The sequence below is a fragment of the Phaeobacter sp. HF9A genome (assembly GCF_011806385.1).
Taxonomy (GTDB): Bacteria; Pseudomonadota; Alphaproteobacteria; order Rhodobacterales; family Rhodobacteraceae; genus Epibacterium.
Genome location: NZ_JAATOX010000220.1, coordinates 1 through 3,049, shown reverse-complemented (window position 1 = coordinate 3,049; position 3,049 = coordinate 1). Strand labels below are relative to the sequence as shown.

Below are 3,049 nucleotides of genomic sequence, written 5' to 3'. Positions count from 1 at the left end.
GATCTGGAAACGACCTCCTACGCGGTGGCACCCTGGTCGATACCTTTGTATTTGACGTTGGCCATGACGCAGACGAGGTAGAAGATTTTGCCATTGGCGAGGACGTGCTCCGCCTCTCCTCAGATTTAGTGGGCGGTCAGGACAGCGGCCAGGCGGTGCTGACGACTTATGCCGATGTCACCGCCGAAGGGGTTCTTCTGGACTTTGGCCGCGGCGACCGGATCCTGTTTTCCAACCTCCAAAACTATAACGGACTGGCTGCGGATATCGAGTTTTTCTGACCCCTCAACGTCCACGCCGGAACAGGTTGCCGATGGTCTGAAACACCAGATCGAAGTCATAACACATGTTCTGATGGCGCTGGTAAATCAGGTCCAGCCGCGCCTTGGCGGGCACGCAGATGCGGGAATAGACCGCATCGGTTTCCTCGGCGGAGGTACAGCGCGCAAGCAGCATCGCCTCATGCTTGTGATAGGTGATCGAGGCCAGGCCGGTGACGCCGGGGCGCGATTTCAGCACCTCGGCGTAGATCTCGGGATGGGCCTCCACATATTGCCGCAGCGGCGGGCGCGGGCCGACAAAGGACAGATCGCCCTTGAGGATATTCCACAGCTGCGGAAACTCATCGAGCCGCTTTGAGCGCAGCCAGGCGCCGGTTTTTGTCACCCGCGCCGCCTTGTCGCCGCCGGACACGCCGCTGTCCTCATCGACCACGGTCATGGTCCTGAGCTTCCACAGCATAAAGGGCTGATCGACGCCCTTCATCCGCTCGGCCACGTAAAACAGCGGCCCGCCTTCCCTGATCCGCAACCAGATCATCAACCCCAGCAGGATGGGGCCAAGGATCACGATCAGCAACAGGGCAAAAAACAGGTCAAACAGGCGTTTATCCCAGGTCATGGGGAAGCTTCATCCTTCATATGCGGCTCTAATTCGGCAAATTCAGCCCACATCACCGCGGGGTCCGCTGCCGGTAGCGCCAGCTTTGGCGCCACAAAGCTTGTCAGCCGCGCAACGTCAAGCGCCACCTCGGCGATCGCGCTGTCCGGCGCTGGCGCTGTGACATATTCCCGCCCCGCCGCGCGCAACAAGGCGCCCATCTCCACCGGACCGGGCTGCGCGATATTGAGCATGGGCGGCAGCTCCGGCAGGGCCAGCAGCGCGCCCAGCACATCCGCCAGCGTCAGCGCCCCGATATAGCTGCGCCGGGGCGTGCGCCCATCGGCGAACTGATCCAGGCAAAACCCCGGACGCCAGCCGCCAAGGATGGCATCAAAGCCGGCCACATTGCCGATCCGCAAGCAACAGACCGCCACGCCCAGCTCCCTGCCCAGATCCTGCGCCCGGGCCTCCATCTCGGCCTTGGCCTGCCCATAGGCATTGGCCGGGCGCGGCGCGAGGTCTTCGTGCAGGGGGCCGGCCTGGGCGCCGTATATCGCCGCCGAGGAGGCCAGCAGCACCCGCACGCCCAAAGCCGCCCCGGCCCGCACCGCGGCCTCCCCCAGCGCGATCGTGTCGCGCAGATCGCCGCCCCCCCGGCCCGGCACCGGCCCCGCCAGACAGAGGATCTGCCCCGCCGCGCCCGCCGCCGCTGTCAGGGCCTCGGGGTCGGACAGCGGATCAAACAGGCACCAGCCCGCCCCCGCCTGCGCCCGGCGCGCCTGCCAGAGGGCCGCATCCGTGCCCAGACGATGGCGCAGCGCCCGGCCAATACGACCGGAGGCCCCCAGCACCAGCGGCGTCAGCAGGAATGTCACAGGCATGTAGGTCCTTGCACACTTCTTGGAGTGTCACTGTTTCGATCATTGACGGTTGCAGCCCCACCAGTATGGTGCCCGATATACTTTCACAAACACTTCCTGACTGCCATCAGGATAAGGACTTCATGCTAAAAATCCCGCTTCTGGCCGCCGCACTTATTGCTGTTCTCTTACCCGCTGCCTGCTCTCGCCTGCCCGGTGGAGCGCCAGCCAGTGAAGAGATCCTAAAATCAGCTTCCGATGCAGATGCGGATTTTGCCCTCTACGCAGTCAACCGCGCATTTCTACCAACGGTGGTCCACTGGCCCCCAACCGGAAAACAGGAGCAGTTGGGTTGGATCGGCGCCAGCCGCGGTCCCAAGACCCAGCTCATTCAGGCAGGTGACCGCCTGTCGATGCAGATCTGGGACAGCAATGACAACTCGCTCCTGACCTCAGGCGGTCAAAAGACTGTGCAATTGCAGGATATGCGTGTGTCCGCCAATGGCTCAGTCTTCCTGCCTTATGTGGGCAATGTAAATGTGAACGGCCTCACCCCCGATCTTGCCCGTGAGAAACTTCAAAAAGAGCTGGAGAAGATCGTCCCCTCGGCTCAGTTACAGCTCGATATGAGCGAAGGGCGCAATAACTCGGTAGATCTGGTCTCTGGCGTGATCCGCCCCGGCACCTACCCGATGCCGGATCGCAATTATTCGGTGATGGGGTTGATTGCAGCCGGTGGCGGTATTGCCGCTGGCCTCAACAACCCGCAGATTCGCCTGATGCGCGGTGGCCGTATTTATGGCACCTCGGTGGACAGCCTGCTGAATTCCCCCGCCAAGGACACGCTGCTGCGCGGCGGCGACCGGGTCTTTGTCGAAGAAGACGAACGCTATTTTCTATCCTTCGGCGCCACCGGCACCGAGGATCTGCATATCTTCACCAAGGACGAAGTCTCGGCGATGGATGCTCTGTCGATCTCCGGCGGTTTCCAAGACGGCAAGGCTGACCCCAAGGGCCTTCTGATTCTACGCGAATATCCCACCTCAGCAGTTGCCCCTGGCATGCGTGGCCCACGACAAACCCGAGTTGTGTTCACTCTTGATCTGACCACCGCAGACGGGCTGTTTTCAGCACGAAATTTCCAGGTCAACCCTGGTGATCTGGTCATGGCGACTGAAAGCCCAATCAATGATGCGCTTACGATCTCGAACCTGATCGGAAACTTCTTCGGTGTCTTCAGCCGCGCAGGACTCTGATCAACGGATCTTCTCTCTCTCAAATAGAAAGCGGGCCAGCCAAAAGATTGG

General features: G+C 61.6%; 3 protein-coding genes and 1 pseudogene. 2 read left to right on the top strand and 2 right to left on the bottom strand.

What is annotated here, in order from left to right:
- Positions 1 to 281, top strand: a pseudogene (locus HCZ87_RS20405) (hypothetical protein); the annotation flags it as partial.
- Between the two features lie 4 nt (positions 282 to 285).
- Here HCZ87_RS20405 and HCZ87_RS20400 read toward each other — a convergent pair.
- Together HCZ87_RS20400 and HCZ87_RS20395 are read right to left on the bottom strand one after the other, a co-directional pair.
- Positions 286 to 900, bottom strand: a complete 615-nt coding sequence (locus tag HCZ87_RS20400; RefSeq protein WP_167646915.1) for a sugar transferase — start codon at positions 898 to 900, stop codon at positions 286 to 288.
- A complete protein-coding gene (locus tag HCZ87_RS20395) occupies positions 897 to 1,763 on the bottom strand; it encodes an NAD(P)-dependent oxidoreductase (RefSeq protein ID WP_167646913.1) in 867 nt (288 codons plus the stop codon). The genes HCZ87_RS20400 and HCZ87_RS20395 overlap by 4 nt, the downstream gene beginning before the upstream one ends.
- A gap of 122 nt (positions 1,764 to 1,885) precedes the next feature.
- Here HCZ87_RS20395 and HCZ87_RS20390 point away from each other — a divergent pair, with 122 nt between their 5' ends.
- Complete coding sequence (locus HCZ87_RS20390; RefSeq protein ID WP_167646911.1) at positions 1,886 to 2,998, top strand: polysaccharide biosynthesis/export family protein; 1,113 nt, start codon at positions 1,886 to 1,888, stop codon at positions 2,996 to 2,998.
- Positions 2,999 to 3,049 lie beyond the last annotated feature (51 nt).

What these genes read in the sequence shown, in the direction of transcription:
- HCZ87_RS20395 (WP_167646913.1), bottom strand. Translation starts at nt 1,763, where the DNA reads ATGCCTGTGACATTCCTGCTGACGCCGCTGGTGCTGGGGGCCTCCGGT.
- HCZ87_RS20400 (WP_167646915.1), bottom strand. Translation starts at nt 900, where the DNA reads ATGACCTGGGATAAACGCCTGTTTGACCTGTTTTTTGCCCTGTTGCTG.
- HCZ87_RS20390 (WP_167646911.1), top strand. Translation starts at nt 1,886, where the DNA reads ATGCTAAAAATCCCGCTTCTGGCCGCCGCACTTATTGCTGTTCTCTTA.